Source organism: Terriglobales bacterium (genome assembly GCA_035651655.1).
GTDB lineage: Bacteria > Acidobacteriota > Terriglobia > Terriglobales > Acidobacteriaceae > DASRFG01.
Genome location: DASRFG010000006.1, coordinates 106,801 through 129,105, shown reverse-complemented (window position 1 = coordinate 129,105; position 22,305 = coordinate 106,801). Strand labels below are relative to the sequence as shown.

Annotated in this window: 23 protein-coding genes; 15 read left to right on the top strand and 8 right to left on the bottom strand. The window is 57.2% G+C overall.

What is annotated here, in order from left to right; genetic code table 11:
* Nucleotides 1-111 precede the first annotated feature (111 nt).
* Entirely contained in the window at nt 112-876 is a 765-nt protein-coding gene (locus VFA76_03555) for a SpoIIE family protein phosphatase (protein ID HZR30916.1), read from the top strand.
* Here the strand turns inward: VFA76_03555 and VFA76_03550 are convergent.
* Nucleotides 873-2,642, bottom strand: coding sequence for a hypothetical protein (locus VFA76_03550; protein HZR30915.1), 1,770 nt, complete (start codon nt 2,640-2,642; stop codon nt 873-875). The genes VFA76_03555 and VFA76_03550 overlap by 4 nt on opposite strands.
* A gap of 142 nt (nt 2,643-2,784) precedes the next feature.
* On the opposite strand from VFA76_03550, the gene VFA76_03545 reads away from it, so the two are divergent.
* The 4 genes from VFA76_03545 (at nt 2,785) to VFA76_03530 (ending at nt 6,779) form a co-directional block, all read left to right on the top strand.
* Entirely contained in the window at nt 2,785-3,951 is a 1,167-nt protein-coding gene (locus VFA76_03545) for a peptidylprolyl isomerase (GenBank protein ID HZR30914.1), read from the top strand.
* Between the two features lie 93 nt (nt 3,952-4,044).
* Nucleotides 4,045-5,163, top strand: coding sequence for an OB-fold nucleic acid binding domain-containing protein (locus VFA76_03540; protein HZR30913.1), 1,119 nt, complete (start codon nt 4,045-4,047; stop codon nt 5,161-5,163).
* Nucleotides 5,164-5,426: 263 nt separating this feature from the next.
* Nucleotides 5,427-5,981: a hypothetical protein gene (locus tag VFA76_03535; protein HZR30912.1), complete on the top strand. Its 555-nt coding sequence runs from the start codon at nt 5,427-5,429 to the stop codon at nt 5,979-5,981.
* Between the two features lie 36 nt (nt 5,982-6,017).
* Nucleotides 6,018-6,779 (top strand): haloacid dehalogenase type II, encoded by a 762-nt coding sequence (locus tag VFA76_03530; GenBank protein ID HZR30911.1) that lies wholly within the window; start codon nt 6,018-6,020, stop codon nt 6,777-6,779.
* A gap of 30 nt (nt 6,780-6,809) precedes the next feature.
* Here VFA76_03530 and VFA76_03525 read toward each other — a convergent pair whose 3' ends face one another.
* Entirely contained in the window at nt 6,810-7,475 is a 666-nt protein-coding gene (locus VFA76_03525; GenBank protein HZR30910.1) for a response regulator transcription factor, read from the bottom strand.
* A gap of 59 nt (nt 7,476-7,534) precedes the next feature.
* Nucleotides 7,535-9,184, bottom strand: coding sequence for a GAF domain-containing sensor histidine kinase (locus tag VFA76_03520; GenBank protein HZR30909.1), 1,650 nt, complete (start codon nt 9,182-9,184; stop codon nt 7,535-7,537).
* Between the two features lie 305 nt (nt 9,185-9,489).
* On the opposite strand from VFA76_03520, the gene aroC reads away from it, so the two are divergent.
* From aroC to VFA76_03500, 4 genes are read left to right on the top strand one after another with little or no spacing between them, the layout of a single operon-like run.
* Complete coding sequence (aroC, locus tag VFA76_03515) at nt 9,490-10,680, top strand: chorismate synthase (protein HZR30908.1); 1,191 nt, start codon at nt 9,490-9,492, stop codon at nt 10,678-10,680.
* 13 nt (nt 10,681-10,693) lie between these two features.
* A complete protein-coding gene (def, locus tag VFA76_03510; protein ID HZR30907.1) occupies nt 10,694-11,236 on the top strand; it encodes a peptide deformylase in 543 nt (180 codons plus the stop codon).
* Nucleotides 11,237-11,278: 42 nt separating this feature from the next.
* Nucleotides 11,279-12,208: a methionyl-tRNA formyltransferase gene (fmt, locus tag VFA76_03505; protein ID HZR30906.1), complete on the top strand. Its 930-nt coding sequence runs from the start codon at nt 11,279-11,281 to the stop codon at nt 12,206-12,208.
* A gap of 10 nt (nt 12,209-12,218) precedes the next feature.
* Nucleotides 12,219-13,574, top strand: a complete 1,356-nt coding sequence (locus VFA76_03500) for a transcription antitermination factor NusB (GenBank protein HZR30905.1) — start codon at nt 12,219-12,221, stop codon at nt 13,572-13,574.
* 46 nt (nt 13,575-13,620) lie between these two features.
* On the opposite strand, the gene VFA76_03495 is transcribed toward VFA76_03500, so the two are convergent.
* A complete protein-coding gene (locus VFA76_03495; GenBank protein HZR30904.1) occupies nt 13,621-14,349 on the bottom strand; it encodes a PASTA domain-containing protein in 729 nt (242 codons plus the stop codon).
* A gap of 79 nt (nt 14,350-14,428) precedes the next feature.
* Here VFA76_03495 and VFA76_03490 point away from each other — a divergent pair, with 79 nt between their 5' ends.
* Nucleotides 14,429-15,766: an aspartate aminotransferase family protein gene (locus tag VFA76_03490; GenBank protein ID HZR30903.1), complete on the top strand. Its 1,338-nt coding sequence runs from the start codon at nt 14,429-14,431 to the stop codon at nt 15,764-15,766.
* 17 nt (nt 15,767-15,783) lie between these two features.
* On the opposite strand, the gene VFA76_03485 is transcribed toward VFA76_03490, so the two are convergent.
* The gene (locus tag VFA76_03485; protein HZR30902.1) at nt 15,784-16,185 is read right to left on the bottom strand and encodes a hypothetical protein; all 402 of its coding nucleotides are present in this window, start codon (nt 16,183-16,185) and stop codon (nt 15,784-15,786) included.
* Entirely contained in the window at nt 16,182-16,568 is a 387-nt protein-coding gene (locus VFA76_03480; protein HZR30901.1) for a response regulator, read from the bottom strand. Before VFA76_03480 ends, VFA76_03485 begins: the two co-directional genes overlap by 4 nt.
* 127 nt (nt 16,569-16,695) lie before the next feature.
* On the opposite strand from VFA76_03480, the gene glp reads away from it, so the two are divergent.
* From glp to VFA76_03455, 5 genes are all read left to right on the top strand, one after another.
* Complete coding sequence (gene glp, locus VFA76_03475; GenBank protein ID HZR30900.1) at nt 16,696-17,952, top strand: gephyrin-like molybdotransferase Glp; 1,257 nt, start codon at nt 16,696-16,698, stop codon at nt 17,950-17,952.
* A gap of 69 nt (nt 17,953-18,021) precedes the next feature.
* Nucleotides 18,022-18,501, top strand: a complete 480-nt coding sequence (moaC, locus tag VFA76_03470; GenBank protein ID HZR30899.1) for a cyclic pyranopterin monophosphate synthase MoaC — start codon at nt 18,022-18,024, stop codon at nt 18,499-18,501.
* A gap of 1 nt (nt 18,502) precedes the next feature.
* On the top strand, nt 18,503-19,246 hold the full coding sequence (locus VFA76_03465) for a DUF4388 domain-containing protein (GenBank protein HZR30898.1): 744 nt from the start codon (nt 18,503-18,505) through the stop codon (nt 19,244-19,246).
* Nucleotides 19,230-19,745: a MogA/MoaB family molybdenum cofactor biosynthesis protein gene (locus VFA76_03460; GenBank protein ID HZR30897.1), complete on the top strand. Its 516-nt coding sequence runs from the start codon at nt 19,230-19,232 to the stop codon at nt 19,743-19,745. Before VFA76_03465 ends, VFA76_03460 begins: the two co-directional genes overlap by 17 nt.
* A gap of 26 nt (nt 19,746-19,771) precedes the next feature.
* Nucleotides 19,772-20,389: a VTT domain-containing protein gene (locus VFA76_03455; GenBank protein HZR30896.1), complete on the top strand. Its 618-nt coding sequence runs from the start codon at nt 19,772-19,774 to the stop codon at nt 20,387-20,389.
* A gap of 17 nt (nt 20,390-20,406) precedes the next feature.
* On the opposite strand, the gene VFA76_03450 is transcribed toward VFA76_03455, so the two are convergent.
* Nucleotides 20,407-20,844 (bottom strand): CBS domain-containing protein, encoded by a 438-nt coding sequence (locus tag VFA76_03450; GenBank protein ID HZR30895.1) that lies wholly within the window; start codon nt 20,842-20,844, stop codon nt 20,407-20,409.
* A 73-nt stretch (nt 20,845-20,917) separates the two neighbouring features.
* Nucleotides 20,918-22,231: an amidohydrolase family protein gene (locus tag VFA76_03445; protein HZR30894.1), complete on the bottom strand. Its 1,314-nt coding sequence runs from the start codon at nt 22,229-22,231 to the stop codon at nt 20,918-20,920.
* Between the last annotated feature and the right edge of the window lie 74 nt (nt 22,232-22,305).

The window sequence follows — 22,305 nt, the reverse complement described above, 5'->3', positions numbered from 1 at the left end:
GGGCAGCCAATTCCGTCCCAAGCCTGCATCAAACGTCCATCCGTGCGCCTTACCCCTGGTCTAAAACTGTTGGCCGAAAGGCCTTCCTGTGCTATTTTGACGCGGGTTCGTATGAAACTGCCTTTCATGAGAGCGGTGGCCACCGCCCCGGATTACCGCAAACCGGCGCCGAGTGCACTTCCAATCATGCCGGGAATTGATGTCGGCGCTGCTTATTGCATCGCTCGCATGGGAGGAGACTTCTACGAGTTCATTGCCGCAGGGTCGAATCGGCTGATATTTGCCCTGTTCGACATCTCCGGAAAACGCGCCCAAGCTCTAGACATAGCCGCCACCGTGCAGGATGGCATGCGCGATGCGGTTCCCAAGCTATTCAGCGAGCAAGATATCAACGAGAGTGAAGCCATCACCGAGCTTACCCACTCGGTGAATCGAGCGATTCTTTCTCAGGCGAGCAGCAGCCACTATTCACCGGCATTCTTGGGCTGCTTCAATCTGGGTCTCGGGACGCTTGCCTATGTGGGTGCCGGTCATCCGCCCGCATTGATAAAAGATGGCTCTGGGGTGACAACCCTCGAGTCCACTGGACTGCCGCTGGGATTGTTTTCACACGCCACGTACGAGCCGCAAATCTCGGTCCTGCAACCGGGAGCGGTCCTATTACTCGCCTCGCGTGGTCTGTGGGAAAGCCAGTGCAAAGGCGAGGAGTTTGGTGGCGAGCGTCTGAAAGAGAGTTTGGCCGACGAGCAGTTTACCGACGCGCAATACCTATGCGAGGCCATCTTGCGAACGGTGCAGCGTTACACCTGTGCCCCGCTGCTTCATAACGATGCAACCGTGATTGCGTTGCTGCGCACCAACCCTGGATCCAATTAACGCCGCCTGCGGCGAGTGCGGTGACCGTGACGTGCCGGCTTCTGCACGCTATTTTCCGGCGCCAGCTCATCCGCAGTTGTGAACTGCGGTTCAATATCGGTCGGTATGTCCCGTAGCCGATCCAGGGTTTTTTGCACCTCTGGCCGGATCACAGCAAATTTCTCCAGCATCTGTTTGGCGCCGTCATAATTGCCTTCGGCTTCAAGGGTCAACAGATCGTGATCGAGGTCGCGCACGGCCTCCTTGATTTTGGCAAAATCCACGGTGTAGCTGCCGTCCGGGCGCGCGACGAAACCACCCTTGTCGAGCAAATAGTTGAGCTGAATAGCGGTGCCTTTGCCGTGAGCTTCGCTTAAGCCGAACCGCAGGCTACGAAAGGTCGAGGCCAGATAGGTTGTGTAAAGTTGGCGCTGTGCTGCTTCATCGCTCTGCAGCAGAGATCCCAGGTTCATTTCTTTGCTGTGGTCCATCATGTACTGCAAGGCAAATAACCCGGTCACGTCAGCCTTGGCCTCTTCAATCGCGCTGTAGAGTTCTTTGAGTTCTTCGCGCGGAGAGGTTTCGCGGTCCTGGACCTTGATCTGGTGTGGCCCCAAGCCGTGCATGAGCTCGTGGGCCAGGATGTGGGTGAAGAACCATTCAAAGCTCACATCCCCCTGCGCCGATCTGGCTAGAACACGGCCAGCAATGGGTATGAGGACACTATGAAATTTCGCCTCCTGGATATTCTTCAGCATCACTCGCTTGCTGCCCTTTTGTTGCACCACGCGTTCGTCATTGGGCAAGTTGTAGGCGGCAGTTTGCACTCCATGGCTGCCGTCTCCAGAACTGAGGATTTCGTCTACCACCCGAATGGGGGCGGCGGCCCCTAATTTGGCGACCCGATATTTCGGATCTTCTGGAAGATTGTTTTCGATTTCCTGCAAGTGTTGGGCAAACGCCGCCAGCTTTGCGGTTTCTTTGTCGTCACGCAGGTTTACATATGCTTCGAATGCCGCCTTGTAGCCGAAGAGTTCGTCGGTGTAGGTTTCATATGGGCCGATGGTAATGTCGAGCGGCGCATCGAGGTCCATCCAGGCGATATCGCTCTCGTAGTAGTCGTTAGAGAGGAAAGCCTCGGCCCGGCTGGTTAGAAATTTCTTCAGCGAATCGTTGTCCGTGAGCCCGGCTGCCTCGCGAAGCAGTCCAGCAGCGCGCTCCAGATCCGACTTGTATTCCTGAGTGTAAGGCACGAACGTGAGCTTCTTTTTCGAATTGTCTTCCCAGCGGATTACCGTGAAGAAACCTTTGGCCTGCAGCTGCTGGTCTGCGGGCAATTCCTTGACCCCGGCCTCGAATTGCTCCTTGGTCATATCCTCGGGATAGAAATTGGCGCCCAATGGTTTGCGAGGCGGAACTCCAGGAATGAAGGCCTTGAAACCGTCCAGATCGTCCCATGGACCTTTGTTGATCCAGAAATAGTGCAAGCGGGCGCGTCCCAAAGGGGATTTGTCTTTCTGCAGCTTGGCATAGAGGGCAAGGTCGCCGCTCCAGAGCTGTTGCATGTAAATGTTATTGACGATGCGCGCCGCCTGGATCAGTTTAGCCAGAGCCTGCCGATCGCCGGATGACAAGGACTTGGTGTCCACTCGAATCGTAGTGGGCGCAAATCGCGAGATCATGCGGTTCAGTTCCGCGAGTCCCGGAACCTTAGCTGCAGCGGGCTTGGGTACTTCAGCCAGACAGGCAGCACAGAAAAGACCTGTGACCGCAGTAAGCAAAAGCATCTTCAGCGCCAATATTCCACCTCTTGCTGCGACACAGCAGCAAAACCAATCCCCAGAACTATTCATGATAGCAGGGCTCGAATGCACTATTCGGGGCCAGGGTTGTAGAATATTGACAAGTTCCATAGCCGAGTCCAAAGCCATGAAATCAGTTGTTCTGCTCTCAGTCATTTTCGCCCTAGCCCCAATGTCCGTTCTTACGGCGGCAACTCCTGCCGACACAAAGTCGGACACCGTAGTAGAGGAGATCATTGCTCGGGTGGACAATCACATCATCACCCATTCTGATTACACGCGCAGCCAAGAGCAGGTTCGCAGCGAGGCCCAACAACAGGGTATGCCCAGCCAGGAGCTAGGCGAGCGTGAAAAGGACGTACTTCGGGACCTTATTGATCAGCAGCTACTGGTTGAAAAGGGAGCCGAGGACGGCATAACCGGGGATACGGACCTGGTCAAGAAGCTGGATGAGATTCGTAAACAGATGGGGTTGGGATCCATGGAGGAGCTAGAAAAATCGGCGCAAGCCCAGGGAATCTCATACGAAGATTTTAAGCAGAACATGCGGAACAACATCGTGACCCAACAGGTGATTCAGCGCGAGGTAGGGTCACAGATAAGAGTTTCCAAGGAAGAGGCGCAGAAGTTTTACAACGAGCATAGAAGTGAGCTGGAGCGTCCCGAGCAGGTGCGCCTGAGCGAGATTTTAGTTTCGACCGCGGCAAAGTCCGCACCTAAAGCTGACAGCTCCAAGCCTGGGCCATCGAGTGAGGCCACGCCAGCCAGTAGTGTCCCCGAGGTCCCGGAAGAGGAACGGGTGGCACAGGCGGAGGCCAAAGCCAGCCAATTGCTCGCAGAGATCCGCAAAGGAGCAAAGTTCGACGAAGTAGCGAGAAAGAACTCCGATGGCCCTAGCGCTGCCCAGGGCGGCGATCTGGGACTGTTTAAGCGCGGAACCCTGGCTAAGGAATTGGAAGACACGACATTTGCTATGAAAGCCGGCGAGGTTTCCAACGTAATTCGCACTAAACAGGGTTTTGTCATCCTGCAGGTTACGGAGCACCAGATGCCAGGCGTACCGCCGTTCAAAGAGGTGGAGGCCAGGGTACAGGATGCGTTGTATTACCAGAAATTACAGCCTGCGTTGCGTGCCTACCTCACGAAGCTGCGTGAGCAAGCTTTCATTGACATCAAACCGGGTTACGTTGACAGCGGCGCCAGCCCCAACGAAACCAAGCCTATTTACACCACAGCCTCAGCAGCGGAAGGCAGCAAAAAGCTTAAAAAGAAGAAGAAGTTCCTGCTGTTTTAGTGTAGGCTGACCCAAACCAGAGACCTGTTCAAGTTCTTCTCCCGTGCGGTGGGCAGTACTGTCCCCGTGTAGAGCGGGTTTCGTTTGTGCGCCATGAAAGACTTCTATATCTCCGATTGCGCCAGCTGCGAGAACAAGGTGATCACCTCCAGCTTTGTGGTCGCGGTTAAACAGGTGAAGCCGAAGAAAACCGGTGAGCCGTATCTGGCGCTGACTCTGGCAGATCGAGGCGGCCAAATCGAAGCCAAGATGTGGGACAACGTCACCGATGCGCTCAATGCTTTCGAGCAGGATGACTACGTCAAGGTCAAAGGACTGATCAACCGCTACAAGAACCACTTTCAGCTTACGATCCATAAAGTGCGGAAGTTGCAGCAGTCGGAAATCGAATTTGACGACTACCTGCCCAAATGCAGCAAAGATATCAACCAGCTATGGCAGACACTCGCCGATTTCGTAGCCACGTTCAGTAATCCACATCTGAAATCTCTGGTTCAGGCTTTCATGAGTGACGCGGAGATCGCTGCGGCGTATCGCAATGCCCCCGCCGCCAAGACCCTGCATCACGCATACATTGGCGGGCTGCTAGACCACGTGGTGTCCTTGTTTAAGTCATGTGATCTGGTGAGCCGTAATTATCCGCTGGTAGATCGCGATCTTCTCCTGACGGGCGCATTCCTGCATGACGTGGGAAAAATCTACGAGCTCAGCTACAACCGGTCGTTTGCCTACACGACGCGCGGCCAGTTACTGGGCCACATGATCATCGAACTGGAGATGCTGCAGGCCAAAATCGCCCAGCTGCAGGACTTCCCCCAGGAGCTCAAAACATTGCTCGAGCACTTGATCATCAGCCATCACGGCGAATACGAATTCGGCTCTCCCAAGCTACCAATGTTTCCCGAGGCGCTCATGCTTCACTATCTTGACGACCTCGACTCGAAGATGGAGAGCATGCGTGCGCACCTGGAACGTGAGTCCAACCTTGAGGGAGCCTGGACCGGATACAACGCTTCGCTAGGACGCCCATTGCTGAAGCGGGAGAAGTTTCTTGAGCCAACGGCAGAACCGGCGCAGGCCCAGGCAGCGGCCTCCGCGGCGGGCAGCGCTGGAGTGTTAACGGGAATGGAATCCGGCAACGGGCAACACAGCGGGACCAGTGCTCTCTCTGTGGTGTCCGCAGACTGCGAGCCCGCAACAAAAACGTCCTAGAGTGGGCACAAGAGAACCCTTCACTTCTCAAACCGGCACGAAGCAGAGTTACGAGTTAAATTACTGTCATTAAAGTATTTGCGCCAGCGATTCCCTTCTGTTAAAAACACTTCATTCGGAGGTCATCTATGCATTCGCGATTAATGGGATCTGCAGCCGCAGTCTGCTTGCTCCTCAGTCTTCTGTCTTGCAGCAAGCCCCAACCGGCGACTGAGTCGCAAGGGCCCGCAGGGTCCCAAGGACCCGCTGCCTCGAACAGCCCCATGGGAGAAGCGGCGCCAGGTACGAAGAAGTCGCCTGAACACCAAGCCGTCGTGGTACCGGCAGGAACGCCGATAACGGTACGGCTGAATCAGGCCGTGGGATCAAAGATCAGCAACCCTGGCGATACTTTTACTGCCACCGTAGTAACGCCGGTGGTGGTCAACGGAGTCACCGTGATTCCAGCGGGAGCGGCCGCGCAAGGCACAGTGGCCGAGGCAGCCTCCAGAGGCCGTTTTAAAGGCGCCGCGCTGCTGAGGATCGCCCTAAATTCCGTCACCGTAGACGGGGTGCCGCATAACGTCCAAACCGCAGCCGTCTCACGCGCCATGAAGGGTAAAGGTAAGCGGACGGCCGAAATGATTGGCGGTGGCGCCGGTGTGGGTGCGTTAATCGGCGCGCTGGCTGGTGGAGGTAAGGGTGCGGCCATTGGCGCAGTTGCCGGAGCCGGTGCAGGCACCGCCGGATCTGCTTTTACCGGCAACAAAGATGTTCTCTTGCCCGCAGAATCGGTGGTGACATTTAAATTGCTACAGCCACTTCAGGTCAACCAGTAGTCGTCCGAATGTCACCGCTTTGTTTGCGGCGGAACTTTGCGCCGCGCATTTGTCATGCTCGATTTCAACCACTTCCAGGTCCTCACGTTTGATTGTTACGGCACGCTCATTGACTGGGAGAGCGGTATCCTCGCAGCTTTGCGTCCGATTCTGCATGCGCACGGAAAGCAACTCGACGACTCGGCCATCCTGCAGCTTTATTCTGAATTGGAGCCGCAGTTACAGCAGAGCGAATTTCAACCGTATGGCCAGGTGCTCAAGAATGTAGTCAGGGGATTGGGGAAACGGCTCGGTTTTAGCCCTTCAGACGCCGAAGCAGCGTCGCTAGCCGAATCGCTGAAGGATTGGCGTCCTTTCCCAGATACAGTCGCCGCTCTTCGGGAGTTGAAGACGCGCTACAAGCTGGCGATCATATCCAATACCGAGGACGCAATGTTCGCTGAGACCAACAAACAACTGGGGATTGCCTTCGATCAAATCGTTACCGCACAGCAAGCGCAGGCTTATAAACCATCCCACAAAATATTCCGCCTCGCGCTAAAGAAAATCGCGGTGCCGGCCGATCGCATTCTGCACGTCGCCCAAAGCCTCTATCACGACGTGGTGCCCGCGCGCGAGCTAGGTCTTGCCACGGTGTGGGTGAATCGAGCCGCCAGCAAGGACGGCTCAGGTGCAACGCGCCGAGCTGCTGACGCACAGCCTGACCTGGAAGTTCGGGACTTGGAAACGTTGGCAAGATTGATGATGCGGGAAGGGGGCAGCGCGGTCGCAAGCTCTCATTCCGACCGCTCGGAATGACCGTCCAACCGGCAGCCCTTCTGGGTAGAGCTACTGATTTACGGGTATTTTAATGATTTTCTTCTGGATCGCGTAAGTGACGAGCTGGGCCTTATTGTGAATGTCGAGCTTGCGCATGAGATTGAATTTGTGTGCTTCGACCGTCTTGACGCTCAGACCCAGGAGTACTGCGATCTCCTTGACCGAATTGCCTTCAGCCAGCAGCTTCAATATCTCGCGCTCCCGAGGGGTGAGAGTGGACATGCGGGGGCGCATTTTGGCATCGCGCACGCGTGCCCGGAAATCTTCCACCAGCTTACTCAGCACTTGCGAGCTTAAATACTTTCCACCCTTGTAAACGTCGCGAACAGCACTGACCAACTGCGGAGCGGGCGTGTCCTTCAGGACGTATCCCGCAGCGCCCACTTCCAGGCACTGCACAAGATAGTCTTCGTCCTCGTACATGGTAAGAAATAGCAATTTCGTCTCGGGACGATTTTTGCGAATCTGACGGGCCGCCTCGAACGAGGACAATCCGGGCATGCCGATATCCATCAAGACCACGTCAGGGCGGAGTTCGCGCGCCTTCTCTAGCGCATCACCGGCGTCAGCTGCCTCCCCAACGACCTCAAAATCGGACTCTCCTTCGAGTAACCGGCGCACGCCCTGACGGAACAGCGTATGGTCGTCGACCAGCAAGCACTTAATCTTGGGCATTAATTCCTCGAGTCTGAGTCTCCGGCCGCCATCCCCGGCGAACCGGGCTGATGCCAGCCTTAGCTTGCCGTGGAACTGACTGCCACTCCGCGCCCGGGATACGCACTATCCGCCGCCATGGCGGGTAACGGAGCCGGCGACGTTGCATCGGGCACGGTTACTTCGATGCGAGTACCGCGTCCTTTGCTGGATCGCACTTTTACACACCCCCCCAGGGCCACAATGCGCTCACGCATCCCCGCGAGGCCAAAGCTTCGGACCTTGGAGATGCCTTTCTGCACGAAACCCACGCCGTCATCCTCTATGGCCAGCTTTACCGCCCCATCCTCGCGGGTCATTTGAATGGTTGTGTTCTTGGCCTGGGCATGTTTGGCTACGTTATGGAGGGCCTCTTGGACCACGCGGTAGATGGCGGTTTCGGTTTCTGGCGCTAACCTCCCCACATTCTCCGCGACCGCGACTCGTGCCTTCACCCCGGTATTCTTGCTGAGGTCCTTGGCTTCCTTGCGGATCGCCGCCACCATGCCCAACTCTTGCAAGACCAGGGGTGTGAGCCGGCCGATCATGCGCCGCAGTCCTTCAATAGTGCGATCTACCACCGCCAACGTCTCGCTGATCTTCTGGTGTGCAGGACGCGAATGCAGGCTGCTCTCAAGCATTCCCAGGTACAAGCGGATCACCATGAGTCCCTGCCCCGTCTCGTCATGCAGTTCGCGGCTGATGTGTTTCCGTTCCTCTTCCTGCACTCGCAGCAGGTGTCCGGAGAGTTCGGCAATTCGCGACTCACGTTCGCGCAGCGCGTCCGTCATTTGCATGCGATGAATGGCCAAAGCGGAACGATCGGCGATGGCGCGCATCAGCTCTCGTTCCGTCGGCATCCACTGGTAAACCATGGGAAAGCCTATTTCCAAAACACCGATGATCTCATCCGCACTCTTTTTGAGCGGCGCCGCCCAAAGAGATTTCGCTTTGCGACGCAGGATGGGATCGGGATCGCCCTCGGAATCGGTGGTCTCGGTTAACTGGTCAGCCTCACCGGTCAACGCCACCCTGCCAGTGAATCCCTCGCCGGGACGCACTCCCTGTTCCTCTTCCTGGTCGGCCCCGAAGCCCACGGAAGCACCTACCCGGAGCATTTCCGTCTCGGGATCACGCAAGAGAATAGCGCCCAGTTCTGCTCCGAAGGTCGAAGCGGTAATTTCCAGAACTTTTTTCAAGAGTCCGGGCAGATCAGGAGCAGACAACTCGGCATCCAGGACCGTTAGCAGCGCCGCCGACGCAGCCCTCTGCATCTCGAAATAAGCAAGTGACACCGAAACAAATGTGACCGAAGAGAACATTTCCAGTGCGGCCACGATTTCTGTGCGGCGGTCGCCAAAGGCCTTGGCAACGTAAGGCTCACAAAAGAGCTCGTAGAGTTCCAACGAGCGCGCTACCGCCCTGGTCTCCACCTGCATCTTGGCCAGCCGTGTGCCGAAATAGTTCAGGTTCTCAGCGAAGGTAGTGAAGTCTCCCTGGCAGAACAGTGCAAAGCCAGTACCGAGGTTTAGGCGTTCCAGGGAGATCATGGCGCGGCCGTCAAACTGAAACTCCTCAAACATGCGACTCCGCCAGGCGCTGGTGATCTCTGGAAAGAACGGCCTCAGAACGCGCACTGCCTCCAGGATCTGTCCACGCGAGCTCTCTTTCAATAACAGCGGAGGGGACAACGGTTTCTCCTTAGTTGGCCAGAGATTAAGACTACCGATTGCGTTAGGCGGCTTGGCTGGCGATCAAACTCGGAAACACCCGAGTTGCTGGCATTCTATCGGTTTTGGGATGAAGAATCTAGGGCCGTCTAGCAGTATTATCGAAAAAGTCACTGAGAGATTCCTCTTAGTAACCCTTAGAAGCGAAGGACGGAGCCAGGAGCCGCAATTTCAAAGGATGGTTTTGACCCCTGATAACTCTGATTCCTTTATAGATACGCCCCACGTTAGAACTCCCACTTGCATCAGGTACAATCCTTAGTTCTATGCTGCGCTATTTTACAGCTGGCGAGTCGCACGGGGAGGCATTGGTCTCGCTCCTCTCAGGAATGCCAGCTGGGCTGAAGATTGACACCGCCTATCTCGATAGAGAGCTCTGGCGGAGGCAGCAGGGCTATGGCCGCGGCGGCCGAATGAAAATTGAAACTGACCGTGTGCATATCCTTTCAGGGGTGCGCCAAGGTGAGACCATCGGGTCACCCATCGCTATCCTTTTGGAAAATAAGGACTGGAAGAACTGGCAGGAAGCTCTACCGGTTGGCAAAGGCGATGCAGCCGCACACCGAGCGGTAAAGTCGCCGCGTCCTGGACATGCTGATCTGGCCGGTGCTCTGAAGTACAACTTCCCAGAAGCGAGATACGTTTTAGAACGAGCCTCCGCCAGAGAATCGGCGGCGCGGGTAGCCATCGGGGCGATCGCCAAGCTTTTCTTGCAGGAGCTGGGGATTGAAGTGCTTAGCCACGTATTGGCGGTAGGAAATGCGGCCCTCGCCAGCGCCGAGGTGGAATGGGAGAAAATCCGAGCGCTGGCAGACCGAGATGAAGTTCTGTTGAGCTGTGTAGACCCTGAGACAGAGCAGCAAATGAAGGCCGAGGTTGACCGAGTTCTCCGCACTGGAGACTCCGTGGGTGGAGTGTTCGAAGTCGTCGCCCATAAGGTTCCGCCCGGCTTGGGCACGTACGCTCAATGGGACGAGCGACTCGACGGCCTGCTGGCTGGGGCAGTAATGTCCCTGCAGGCGGTGAAGGCGGTAGAGATCGGGGTGGGCGTTGCGGCTGCCACTTCCCCTGGTTCCCAGGTGCATGATGAAATAGCTTTTAAGCGGGGTGGGGCGACTGGAAACAGTTCACTTAGCGGTTTCCATCGCAAGCACAACCACGCGGGGGGAATCGAGGGCGGCGTTTCCAATGGCGAGGACATCCTGGTGCGTGGTTACTTGAAGCCGATTTCGACCTTGAGGCGGCCGCTGGAATCGGTGGATTTCAAGACCCGCCAACCGGTGAAGGCTGCCTACGAGCGTTCCGATGTGTGCGTTGTACCTGCGGCGGGAGTGGCGGCGGAAGCCATGGTGGCTCTTACGCTCGCGCGCTGTGCTCTGGAAAAGTTCGGCGGCGATTCCATGACTGAGACTTTGCGAAATTTCGAAGGCTACCGCCAACAAATCCGGGAATACTAAAGACTGCTTGCAAATGGCTACCGTTTCGAATGAACCTCCAAAGCGAATGATCTATCCCATCGTGAAATATGGGGACCCGGTCCTGGAGAAGGCGGCCGCACCCGTAACAGTTTTTGATGACGATCTTCGCAAGCTGGTGGAGGAGATGTTCGAGTCTATGTATGCTGCCCACGGCGTTGGACTGGCGGCCCCGCAAATCGGGATTTCCAAGCGCCTCGCCGTCGTGGATGTCACCTTCAAAGAAGACCCTAATGCCAAACTGGTGTTGGTCAACCCCGAAATCATCCACAAGGAGGGAAAACAGACGCAGAATGAGGGCTGCTTGAGCATCCCCGAATTTCGCGAGCCGGTGACCCGGCCAAAGCGCGTCACCGTGCGCGCTCAGGACGTGCACGGCAAATTCTTTGAGCACACAGGCGAAGACCTGCTCGCCCGCGCTTTGATGCACGAAACCGACCACCTCAATGGCCGCCTATACATCCATCACATCAGCGCGCTGAAACGCGACCTGATGAAACGCAAGATCCGAAAAATGGTGAAAGCCGGCGAATGGTAGGCCTGCTTTGACTTCCGCCAGAGTCAGTAATCCAAGCTATTTATGGACGTAGTATTCTGCGGCACGCCACGATTCGCCGTCCCGACTTTGGAAAGATTAGTAGAGGGTGGTTTTCGCGTGCGACTGGTGGTCACGCAACCTGACAAGCCGCGTGGCCGTGGTATGGCGCTGGCTGCATCTCCTGTGAAGGAGAGGGCGGTCGAGCTCGGGCTGTCCATCATTCAGCCGGACAAAATTAAAAATAACGAGGAATTCCGCAGTCGGCTCATCGAGCTCAAACCTGAAGCGATCATCGTGGTCGGCTATGGACGCATCATTCCGCAATGGATGATTGAGCTTCCGCGGTTAGGCAATATCAACCTGCACGCCTCGCTTCTGCCGAAGTATCGCGGTGCAGCGCCAATTCAATGGGCGATTGCCAGTGGTGAAACGGTCACCGGAGTGACCACAATGCGGATTGATGCCGGACTTGATACCGGTGACATTCTGTTGCAACAAGAAATGCCGATTTTGGCGGAGGACACTTCCGAGACGCTGGCGCCTCGCCTGGCATCGGTCGGCGCGGATCTGGTGGTGAAAACGCTGCATGGGTTGCAGTCCGGGAGCGTGCACCCCACTCCGCAAGATCACAACCGTGCATCTTTAGCGCCAATTCTGAAACGCGAGGATGGGCTGATAGATTTCCGGCGCACTGCTGAAGAGATTCTTAACCGGAAGCGTGGGTTTCAGCCCTGGCCCGGCGCCTTCACCACCTTTCGCGGAAAACAACTGCGCGTGTGGACAGGCACTCCGGCAGGCGCCGTGATTCCACCCGGTGAAATCTCAGTATTAGAAGATCGCTTGTTGGTCGGCTCCGGCGGCGGCACGGCGCTGGATCTTCTGGAACTTCAACCCGAGGGAAAGCGGCGCATGAGCGCACCTGACTTCATCCACGGATACCATCCCCGCGCGGGCGAGAAGTTTGGGGAGTAGTGCTGGCTCTATGCTTGTTTCTCCCGCGCGTGCAGCCGCTTTCGAGATCCTGCTGAAGGTCGAGACAGAAGGCGCATACGGCTCAGAGCTGCTGCATTCTCCCCGGTTGCAGAAGCTTTCTGCCGCCGATCACGGACTGAGCACTGAACTGGTGATGGGAGTACTGCGCTGGCGTTCGTCGCTGGACGCTGAAATCGCCCGTACCTCATCGCAGCGGCTGGAGAAACTGGATATCGAAGTACTGGCTGCGTTACGCCTGGGAACGTACCAGCTCGCCGCGCTCGAGCGTATCCCAGCCCATGCGGCAATTAACGAAAGCGTGGAGTTGGTCAAAACGGCACGAAAGCGTTCCGCTGCTCCATTCGTGAACGCCGTGCTGCGGAAAATCTCACAACGTGGATCGGAGCTGAGAGAAAACTTCGGCGGTGCAGGAGCCAGTAGCAGTGCCGCGGCAATCGCAGCGGCATTCGCCCATCCTGCGTGGTTGGTAGAGCGCTGGTACCGCGAATTTGGTCCGGAGAACACAGCCAGGATCTGCGGCTACGATCAGCAAGTGCCGGTTAAAGCCATTCGCCTGTGCGATCCTGCGGCAGAAGACGAATTGCGACGCGAGCACATCCGTCTTGCCCCTGGCGTTTTGATGGCCAACGCGCGTCTCGTTCTACCTGGCGACGCCCTCTCGGGTGACGTCAGCCGCAACAAAGCCATCCGCGAGGGAAGGATAACAATTCAGGATGAAGCCTCGCAGTTGGTGGCGACTCTGGTAGGCCGCGGAGAGAGGCTGCTCGACTGCTGCGCCGCGCCGGGGGGCAAGACGAGCGTGCTTGCCGACCGCAATCCCGAAGCCAGTATTCTGGCCGCCGAACTTCATCCACATCGAGCGAGTCTGCTGCGTGATCTGGTGAAGTCGACAAACGTGCGGGTGGTCGCTGCAGATGCGCAGCATCTGCCGGTTGGCAACAGCTTCGATCGCGTACTTGCCGATGTGCCCTGTTCTGGCACGGGGACATTGGCCCGCAATCCAGAAATCAAGTGGCGGTTGCAGCCCTCTGATTTAAACGATCTGCATGCTCGGCAGGTTGGCATTCTGAGCAGTGCGCTCAAACACTTATCGCCCGGCGGCCGAATCGTCTATGCGACTTGCTCAATGGAACGCGAAGAGAATGAGAAGGTCATCGAAGAGGTGCTGCAAGGCAATTCATCTTTTCGCGTGATGGATAGCAGATTGGAGCTGGAAAAATTGCGCGTCGAAGGAGAGTTGGTCTGGAAGGATGTCAACTCCCTCACCAGCGGTTTCTTCCTGCGGACCATTCCTGGAGTTCACCCCTGCGATGGGTTCTTCGCTGCGGTGATCGAGAAGAGCTAACGAAACCCGATTTTCCTTCCTGGATCTTCGTCCTCTGTGGTGAGCCTTAGCGGGAGATTTCGAAGTCTATCACTGCGCCGGCGGTAATTTTCTGTCCCGGCGACGGATTTTGTCCCACGATCGTCCCGGGGATTACCGGACCTGTGCTGGATGTGGTCGGCATTGTTTGCAGGGTAACCGTTCCTACGTGCATTCCCGCCGATTCCACCTCCAGCTTGACCGCCTGCAAAGGTTGACCGATGAAGTCTGGCATCACAAAGGCGGGCGGCTCTGCCGGCGCCGCAACCAAGATGCTCATCTTCGGCACCGAGACGCCGCTCGCATTTGCAGCCGGACTTTGTGCGACCACCTGATCTGAGGGCGCGTCGGAGATGCGAGCTATGGCCTGTTCTTCCAACTGCAATCCTCGCTGAGTGATGTTCACCTGCGCTATCCGCCCGCTCTGTCCAACCACGTTTGGGATCACAACCCGTTGCGGCCCCAGGCTGTCGGCCACCCGCACCTCCCACCCGTGGCGAACCAGCGTGCCCGCCTGCGGCAATTGCGAAATGATTTTTCCCTGTGGGACATCGGGACTGTAGAAGTGCCGCTCCACCACAAGACCCAGGCCATTGCCCGTGGCCAGGCGGGTCGCTTCTGAGGGCGTGAGCCCCACCAACTTGGGAACCGTAACCTCACGGCCGTGGACCGAAAAAGCAATGGTTACGACCGCGGATAGCAAGGCCACAATCAATAGAACCATGGCCAGCGAGAGCAGCCTGAAGACATTTCTCATGCGGACGGTCTGCCAATTGTAGCGCCTTTATGCCGACGCATGAGATGATGCTGCTTTCAACGTCGCATCGAGGTGCCACATGAGCTCTCAGACTGCCGTGGAGTCCGCCACCACCGCCCGCTTAACCCGGGAAGAAATCAATCGCAAGCAGAAAGAATTCATTTTTCCATCGGTGACGAACTATTACGCCGATCCGGTCCCCATGGACCACGGCAGCATGCAGCACGTTTGGGACGTTGACGGGCGCAAGTACCTCGACTTTTTCGGCGGCATTGTGACCGTGAGCGTCGGTCACTGCAATCCTCGCGTCACCTCGCGGATGAAAGCACAGATTGACAAGCTGCAACACGTCTCAACCTGCTTTCCTAACGAGCCGATGGTCACGCTTGCCGAGAAGTTGGCGCAGATTACACCGGGCCAACTGAAAAAATCGTTCTTTACTAACAGTGGTACTGAGGCGAACGAAACTGCGGTGGAGTCCGCCCGCATGCACACTGGCAATTTTGAAATTGTTGCGCTGCGTCACGGGTACAGCGGCCGGTCTTCGCTTGCCCGCGCCCTCACGGGAATCAATACCTGGCGGCGCGGGACGATCCAGGTGGGAATCGTACATGCGATGAATCCGTACTGCTACCGCTGCCCTCTTGGACTTAAGTATCCGGACTGCAACATCGCGTGCGTGCGGGATTTGGAGCAGGTGATTCAAACTTCGACCTCGGGGCAGATTGCCGCATTTCTGGCCGAGCCCATCCAGGGCGTCGCCGGTTTTGTGACCCCTCCCAAGGAATACTTCAAGATGGCGTTCAATATCGTGAAGCAGTATGGCGGCGACTTTATTGCGGACGAAGTCCAAACCGGATGGGGTCGCACCGGCCACAAGTGGTTCGGTATCGAACACTGGGAAGTTGAGCCCGATATCATCACTTCGGCAAAAAGTATGGGAAACGGCCACCCCATAGGGCTGACGATTGCCCGACCAGAAATCGCCGATTCATTCCAGGGCTTAAGCATCTCGACCTTCGGCGGCAATCCCGTGACCTGTGTGACCGCAAAGGCGGTGATTGATGTGATCGAAGAAGATGATCTTCGAACCAACGCCGCTGTGGTTGGCGGCTACTTCCGCCAAAAGTTGGAAGAGTTGCAAGAGCAGCACATGCTCATCGGCGAAGTGCGTGGCATGGGCTTGATGCAGGCCATGGAGCTGGTTGAGGACCGGAACTCAAAGAAACCTGCCTCCGCTGCGACCAATGCTTTCATGGAAGAAACCCGGAAACGCGGCCTGCTTGTTGGCAAAGGAGGCATGTGGGGAAATGTGATTCGCATGTCCCCACCGCTGAACATCAGCAAACAAGACGTAGACGAGGCAGTGCGACTGCTGGATGAGAGTTTCATTGCACTGGAAAAGAGCGCCCGTTAACGGCAGCTCGAGACTAGTCAGCGGTCCTGAGGAACAGCTGCAGCGGTGAGAACGGAAGCAACAACATCAGGAACTGGCGAATCGTTTCGGTAGAGCTGAGCAACGCCACTGTTGATCGCTGAAGTCAGGTTGGGGACGTTCGTTTCCGGCGCGAGCACAGCCACAAAAGCAGATGTAAATGCACGCCTCAGCACGCCGGCAAGTGTCCATCCGTCACCCTGCTCTGAAATTCGGGAAGAGACAATCGCAATCTCAAAATAGTGTTGCGTCATCGCCAGCAAGGCCGTCGGAAGGTCGCGGGCGACAACGGTGCTGATGCCATTTTTTGCCAGAGTACCCTGATAACTCATGAGGACTTCCAAATCGGGGTGCACTACCAGGGCCATCTTATTGGCGAATCTTGCTTTGGACTCGGTCATCTCGGGCTAGTACTCCTTGCGTTAGTCCGAAGCGCCATGAGTCTCCTGAGTGCCCCCAGCAATTCCGGCAGATCGGCGGGTTTGGTGGCAACATAGTCCACGCGCAGATCTAATGCCGAACCCAGGTTTGAGACGCTTGCGTAGCCGGTACAAATCACGATGACCGGCTTCGGTTTAAGGCGCTGGGCTGCGCGGGCCACATCCAATCCAATGTCTTCCTTCTCCATATTCAAATCGGTCATGACCACATCAAAATTGCGCCCATCAGCAAGTTTCTTAAGCGCTTGAGCGCAACTATGGGCAACTGTGACCTCATAACCCTCGCTTTCAAACACCATCTGCAGGGTGAAAGCCACATTAACCTCATCATCCACAATGAGCATATTGGGAGAAATAGGCATGCCAAAAGACGAGTGGAGTTCTCAATATTGTACCAGCAACTCGCCCTGAATTCATGCTGGCATGCGGCCGGGCGTTCCTTTTTGTATGATCAGGAACCGACAGCAAACCATGGCAGAATCGCCCACCCATGTGCTTCCGCTCCAAGAAGCCGTCCGAGCAGTGGAACAGCATGCCGTTAAGCTCCCGCCCACGAAACCGGAATTGATTGAACTGCTGCAGTCCGGCGGACGCATATTGGCCGAGCCTATTGCGGCGGATCGAGATTTCCCGCCCTTTCCCCGGGCGGCGCGCGACGGTTATGCGGTGCGTGCCGCCGACGCGCAAAGAATTCCCGCGAAGTTGAAAATCACGGGCGAGATCAGGGCTGGCGCTGCGCCCGAGAGCACAGCCCGGTCATTAAGAGAGGGCGAGGCAATCGCCATCATGACCGGCGCACCGGCGCCAAGCGGCGCTGATGCCGTGATCATGGTGGAGCACACCGCCCGCAATGGCGAACGGGTGGAGCTGCACCGAAGTGTCTCTGCCGGCGAAAATATTGTTCCGGCAGGAGCGGAGGCGCGTGCCGGAGAAGTGCTCCTGCAAGCCGGCGCTCGACTTACCCCGGCAGCGATAGGGGTGGCAGCCTCGGTGGGCCGCAAACAGGTTCGCGTTTACGCCCGCCCCAGCATTGCGGTTCTTTCCACCGGCGATGAAGTGGTGGAGGTTGCGGCGCAACCCGGTCCCACACAGATTCGCAACTCCAACAGCTATTCGTTGGCCGCCCAGATTCGGATCGCGGGTGGCGAACCCCTGTTGCTGCCGATCGCGGCGGATGAGCCGGTGCAATTAAAGCGCCTGATCCAGCAGGGACTGGCGTCGGACCTACTGCTGCTCAGCGGCGGTGTCTCAATGGGGAAATACGATCTGGTCGAGCAAATTCTGGCGGAGTTGAAAGCGGAAGTCTTTTTCACCGGCGCGCTCATACAGCCTGGCCGCCCGGTCGTGTTCGGGCGGGTCCCACAACGGACGGCAGGCGCCGGGCGGACGAACGTATATTTTTTAGGCCTACCGGGCAATCCGGTTTCGACAATGGTCACCTTTGAGCTATTTGCGCGTCCTCTGATTGACGCGCTCTCGGGAGCACCACCTCGCAAGCTTCAGTTTTTGAAGCTGCCTTTGAAATCAGAAATTCGCACTAAGAGAGGGCTCACACGGTTTCTACCTGCGCTTTTGTCCGGGGAGTTCGAAGACGTGGAGGTAGAGCGCGTGTCCTGGCAAGGCTCCGGAGATATTGTTGCGGTAGCGCGGGCCAATTGCTTCGTCGTCGTTCCACCCGACCGTGAGCATATTCCTGCCGGGGAGATGATATCGGTGCTGCTGCGTTAGCCGGGGACGTCGCCGCCCTGTGGGATGGCCCAACAGACCCGACTGCTAAGATACGAATAACCGAGAAGCATGCGACGAAAGCTCTCTCATTACGATTCGAGCGGCAAAGCGCGGATGGTGGACGTCTCCGCCAAAGAGCCGACTCTCCGCCAAGCCGAGGCGAGCGCATTCGTGGCCATGTCTCCGGTCGTGCTTAAGGCTTTGCCACAGAATCCCAAGGGAGATCCGTTGGAAGTGGCCCGGCTTGCCGGTGTAATGGCGGCAAAGAAAACCCCGGAGCTGATACCGTTGTGCCACCCCGTACCCTTGTCGCACATTGATGTGCATCTCCGGCTATGCGAGAATGGCGTCGCCATTACTTCTAAAGTCACTACTACCGCCGTCACCGGCGTGGAGATGGAGGCCCTGGTCGCCGCCAGCGTCTCCGCCTTGACCGTGTACGACATGTGTAAGGCCCTGGACAAGGGAATCGAGATCCGGGAAGTGGTTCTGGAAAGCAAGTCAGGCGGCAAGAGCGGCGGGTACTCCCGGGCGAAGAAGCCTGTCTGAAATGCCTGCAAACGTCAAAGTCCTCCTCGTAGACGACAATCCCATGATCCTGGGGATGCTCAAGCAGGCGCTCGCCCCACTCGCCAGTGTGAGTACGGCAACTGACGGCGCCGACGCCTTGCTCAAGGCGGTGGACGATCCGCCGGACCTACTGATCAGCGACTTCCAAATGCCAGGCATGGACGGTCGACAGCTGGTGGAGAAGCTCAAGAGCCGTCCCGCAACCGCCGGCGCCTCAGTGATTCTGTTGGCGAGCAAGTCCGAAATTGCCGATAAGCTGATGCTGCAGGAGCCGGTAGACGACCTGCTGGAAAAACCCTTCTACTTGAAAGACGCCACCACTCGCATTAAGCGGCTGATTGACAAGATCGCCCTGGAGAAGATGGCCAAGGACACCGGAGGCTCCGGCCTACGTGGCAGCTTGTCGCAGATGAATGTGATTGATCTTATGCAGTCGCTGGAAATGGGGCGCAAAAGCTGCTCGCTCATTCTTACCCAGGACAGCGACCGCTGCGAGATTTTCTTCGCCGACGGGCAGATCAAGCATGCCGTGTACGGATCCGTGACCGGCGATGATGCGGTTTACAAAGTCCTGGCTTGGACTGCGGGCAACTTCCAAGTCGATTTCGATGGGCGCAGTCCGGAACAGACCACGACTCGCTCGACCCAAGGTCTGCTCATGGAAGGCCTGCGCCTGGTAGATGAGGCTGGGCGCGACGCTCAGGAAGATGTCCTCGACACCTGAGTACCGCCAGTGCCTCACCGCCGCCGTGCTCACGGTGAGCGATTCGGCGTCCGCGGGTACAAATAAAGACCTCTCTGGTCCTGCTGTGGTGACCCAACTACAAAAACAAAATATTCAGGTGGTGGCCACCGAAGTTGTGGCCGACGAGCAGCCGCAGATAGAAGCTGCTTTGGTGCGTTTATCTGAGCGGGCGCAGCTGGTAGTCACCACCGGTGGCACCGGTCTCGCGGCACGCGATGTAACTCCGGAAGCGACGCGTGCGGTTTGCGATCGGCTGGTGGAGGGAATCGGAGAGCGCATGCGAGCCGAAGGATCAAAGAAAACCCCGCTGGCCGCGCTCAGCCGTGGCATTTGCGGTGTACGCGGACGGTCACTCATACTCAATCTTCCCGGTAGCCCAAAGGGCGCTGCCGAATCGCTGGCCGCGGTTATTGAAATCCTTCCCCACGGGGTGGAACTTCTCAACGGACAAACCGAACACAAAAACTCGTCTCGATAACTAATCGCGTAGAATCGATTCTTCTTTTGACTGTCATCCGCCACCTTCTGTCGCGCTATACGCTTTTCATCTGGGGGCTGCTACAACCACTCGGATCCTGGGGAGTGTTCGCCATCGCCGCGGTGGATGCTTCGCTCCTGGGAATGCCTCTCGATCCGGTCGTAGCAGGATACGTGTATGCCTATCGGTCGCGGTTTCTTGTGTACGTGATCATGGCTTCTGCAGGGTCAGCCCTGGGCAGCAGCTTGCTTTATTTCATTGGCTACAAAGGCGGAGAGGTCCTGCTGGAAAAGCGCATTTCCAAAGAGCGGTTTGACCGCATCCGGCAATCTTTTGACCGTCACGAATTCTGGGCGCTCATGTTCCCTGCCATGTTGCCGCCGCCATTCCCATTCAAAGTCTTTGTGTTAGCGGCGGCGGTATTCGAAATGAAGTTCGAGCATTTTCTAGTCGCGATTTTTGCCGGACGATTCGTGCGCTTCACGCTATTGGCGTTGCTGACCTTGAAGTTCGGCCCGGAGGTGGTCAGCATTACAGCGATGCTGGTGCATAAGCACCTGACCGCGTTAGCGCTGGCGGTGATCGCCGCATTGGGAATATGGGTAGTGATAAGACGAATTCGGCGGCCCAAGCTTGCGGTGTAAGACGGATTGCCCGGAGTTCAGCCCCCTGGGCCGTCGTTGCTGGCGTAGTGCTCCAGCGCATCCAACTCGCGGCTGAGGTCATCAACTCGCCACTGCAACAGATGCCGGATGGAAAGCATGCCCAGCAATCGCCCACGGTCATCAACGATGGGAAGATGCCGGTAATGGTGTTCAACCATATTGGCCATGGCTTCACCTGGGTTGGTAGCGGTAGTGCCCAACTCTACCGCGCTGGTCATCACCTCCCGCACGGGAATAGACCCTGGGTCGCGGCCACTCAATGCCACTTTGCGGAGGACGTCCCGCTCAGTGAAAATGCCGGCCACGCGCCTTTCCGCATCTACCACCGCTACTGCGCCGACGTGCATGCGCAGCATGGTTTCAATTGAATCCTTTACCGTCGCGGTGAGAGGCACCGAGGCAATATCTGGATCACAAATATCGAGGATTCTCAAACTGCACCTCCCGTCACAGAGCGCAGGTCTCGCGCCGCATTATGAACTTCCCGGCCAGCAAGTCAAGCCCTGATCAATGAATTTCGTTCTTGTACACCTGGCCATTTTTCATGACGAACTGCACCTGCTCCAGCTGCTTGACGTCACGAAGAGGGTCTCCTGGCACAGCAATCACATCGGCATAAGCGCCGGGAGCTATTACCCCGATCTGCCCCGGCATATCGAGCATCTCAGCCGCGCGAACAGTGGCTGAGCGGATGGCTTCCAGGGGGGACATGCCGAATTCCACCATGCGTCCGAACTCCTGGGCAATGGGCTCGCTCCACTTGAAACCGCCGACATCAGTGCCAAATACGATCTTCAGACCCGCCTTCATCGCCTTCTGGAAAGAGGTTGCGTGCTCGGAGGCGCGAGCGCGGTCGCGCTTACCTTCGGGCGTGTTTTCTGGGGCCCAGTCGGTGTAATAAATTGCCAAGGTGGGAACGTACCAGGTACCCTGTCGCTTCATTTGGGCAATGGCCGCATCGTCGAGGAGGAGGCCATGTTCAATAGAGTCACAGCCGCCATCCAGAGCGCGGTGCAGTCCTTCGCCGCTGTAGGCGTGACACGCGACCTTTCTTCTCCAGCCGTGCGTCTCATCAACGATGGGCTTCAGCTCCTCCACCGTGAGCGTGGGCTGGGAGATCAATTCTCCGTTCTTTCCGACCCAGGAGCGATGCGTCATATAAACCTTGATCCAGTCGGCGCCATGCTCAAGCTGCTCGCGTGCAGCCTTACGGGCCTCTACCGGACCATCCACAATCTGCACGCCTTTGGGCAGGTCAATTTCCGGGGCATAACCTTCTAGCGGATATCCACCCGTAGTTGAAATAGCGCGCGTGGAAACCAACAGGCGTGGCCCAGGAATGTGCCCCTCCTCGATCGCCTGCTTAATGCCAACGTCACCGTAGCCCGCGCCTTCGGTCTCGAGATCACGTAAGGTAGTGAATCCCTCTTCCAGCGCGCGCCGTACCGATACAGTGGCCCGAGCGGCCCGGTAGGCAAGTGGGTACTTCAGGAGCTGAATGTCATACCCGCCTTCGGCAGGATCTTCACCCTGCAAGAATATGTGGGTGTGAGAATCAATCAGGCCGGGGAGAACTGTGCCCCGAGAGAGGTCAATTACTTTAGCGCCAGGGGGCACCTGGGCGCCGGGCGCGTCGGAGACGCTCTCCACACGATTGCCCCGGATAACGATCACTTGGTTGTGCCGCGGCGTGTCGGCGCGGGGATCTATCAGCGTGCCCGCGCGAATGACAGTGACGGGAGCGGCGGGATTGGTGGTGGGCGCCTGCTGAGCGAAAGCAAAGGTTGAAACTAGGAGTGCAATCAGACAATAGAAACGCATGTCCACCTCCGTTTTTGAGGACGGGCATGATATCACGTGGCCAGTGTGGGCCAAGGTGTTCTGACAACGGAGAA

Bases quoted from the DNA above. Each gene is read 5' to 3' on its own strand.
- VFA76_03555 (HZR30916.1), top strand. From the start codon at position 112: ATGAAACTGCCTTTCATGAGAGCGGTGGCCACCGCCCCGGATTACCGC.
- VFA76_03550 (HZR30915.1), bottom strand. From the start codon at position 2,642: ATGCTTTTGCTTACTGCGGTCACAGGTCTTTTCTGTGCTGCCTGTCTG.
- VFA76_03545 (HZR30914.1), top strand. From the start codon at position 2,785: ATGAAATCAGTTGTTCTGCTCTCAGTCATTTTCGCCCTAGCCCCAATG.
- VFA76_03540 (HZR30913.1), top strand. From the start codon at position 4,045: ATGAAAGACTTCTATATCTCCGATTGCGCCAGCTGCGAGAACAAGGTG.
- VFA76_03535 (HZR30912.1), top strand. From the start codon at position 5,427: ATGGGAGAAGCGGCGCCAGGTACGAAGAAGTCGCCTGAACACCAAGCC.
- VFA76_03525 (HZR30910.1), bottom strand. From the start codon at position 7,475: ATGCCCAAGATTAAGTGCTTGCTGGTCGACGACCATACGCTGTTCCGT.
- aroC (HZR30908.1), top strand. From the start codon at position 9,490: ATGCTGCGCTATTTTACAGCTGGCGAGTCGCACGGGGAGGCATTGGTC.
- def (HZR30907.1), top strand. From the start codon at position 10,694: ATGGCTACCGTTTCGAATGAACCTCCAAAGCGAATGATCTATCCCATC.
- fmt (HZR30906.1), top strand. From the start codon at position 11,279: ATGGACGTAGTATTCTGCGGCACGCCACGATTCGCCGTCCCGACTTTG.
- VFA76_03500 (HZR30905.1), top strand. From the start codon at position 12,219: ATGCTTGTTTCTCCCGCGCGTGCAGCCGCTTTCGAGATCCTGCTGAAG.
- VFA76_03495 (HZR30904.1), bottom strand. From the start codon at position 14,349: ATGAGAAATGTCTTCAGGCTGCTCTCGCTGGCCATGGTTCTATTGATT.
- VFA76_03490 (HZR30903.1), top strand. From the start codon at position 14,429: ATGAGCTCTCAGACTGCCGTGGAGTCCGCCACCACCGCCCGCTTAACC.
- VFA76_03485 (HZR30902.1), bottom strand. From the start codon at position 16,185: ATGACCGAGTCCAAAGCAAGATTCGCCAATAAGATGGCCCTGGTAGTG.
- VFA76_03480 (HZR30901.1), bottom strand. From the start codon at position 16,568: ATGCTCATTGTGGATGATGAGGTTAATGTGGCTTTCACCCTGCAGATG.
- glp (HZR30900.1), top strand. From the start codon at position 16,696: ATGGCAGAATCGCCCACCCATGTGCTTCCGCTCCAAGAAGCCGTCCGA.
- moaC (HZR30899.1), top strand. From the start codon at position 18,022: ATGCGACGAAAGCTCTCTCATTACGATTCGAGCGGCAAAGCGCGGATG.
- VFA76_03465 (HZR30898.1), top strand. From the start codon at position 18,503: ATGCCTGCAAACGTCAAAGTCCTCCTCGTAGACGACAATCCCATGATC.
- VFA76_03460 (HZR30897.1), top strand. From the start codon at position 19,230: ATGTCCTCGACACCTGAGTACCGCCAGTGCCTCACCGCCGCCGTGCTC.
- VFA76_03445 (HZR30894.1), bottom strand. From the start codon at position 22,231: ATGCGTTTCTATTGTCTGATTGCACTCCTAGTTTCAACCTTTGCTTTC.